This window comes from Aquitalea sp. FJL05, assembly GCF_003852595.1.
Lineage (GTDB): Bacteria > Pseudomonadota > Gammaproteobacteria > Burkholderiales > Chromobacteriaceae > Aquitalea > Aquitalea aquatilis.
On record NZ_QAJS01000030.1, the window covers coordinates 1 to 754 of the forward strand.

General features: G+C 63.4%; 1 protein-coding gene. It reads right to left on the reverse strand.

Translation table 11 applies throughout. The features are described 5' to 3' along the window. On the reverse strand, nucleotides 1-754 hold a 754-nt coding region (locus DBR44_RS19390), incomplete at both ends, for a hypothetical protein (protein ID WP_199731119.1).

Consider the following 754-nt stretch of genomic DNA (forward strand, 5'->3'; position numbering starts at 1 on the left):
CGCTGGCCGAGGTGTTACCAGCCACGTCCGTGATGGTGGCCGCCACATTCAGCGTACCGCCTTCTGCCGGGGCGTTCGGGGTGATCACCACCTGACCAGCGCTGATTTCAGCAGCAGTCAGCACATGGCCGGCTTGGGCCACGCCATTGATGGTGACATTCAGTGTGTCGCCAGCCTTGGCATCCGCCGGCAGGCCGATGTTCACCGTATCGGTGGTGACACTGCCCTGCTCGGCCTTGTTGATGAAGCCGTCGTTGTTGGCATCGGTGGCGATGACGACCGTCGGTGCAGACGGCGCGGTGGTGTCGCGAACGGCACTATCGCTGCCCTGGGCCGAGGTATTGCCAGCCACGTCCGTGATGGTGGCCGCCACGTTCAGCGTGCCGCCTTCTGCCGGGGCGTTCGGGGTCAATACGACTTGACCGGCGCTGATTTCAGCGGCGGTCAGTACATGACCAGCCTGGGCCACGCCATTGATGGTGACGTTCAGTGTGTCACCCGCCTTGGCATCGCTCGGCAGACCGATGTTCACCGTGTCGGTGGTGGCACTGCCCTGCTCAGCCTTATTGATGAAGCCATCGTTATTGGCGTCGGTGGCAATCACTACGGTCGGGGCGGACGGCGCGGTGGTATCCAGCTTGGCGCTGTCGCTGCCCTGAGCCGAAGTGTTACCCGCTACATCAGTGATGGTGGCCGCCACATTCAACGTACCACCTTCAGCCGGTGCGTTCGGGGTCAGTACGACTTGGCCGGC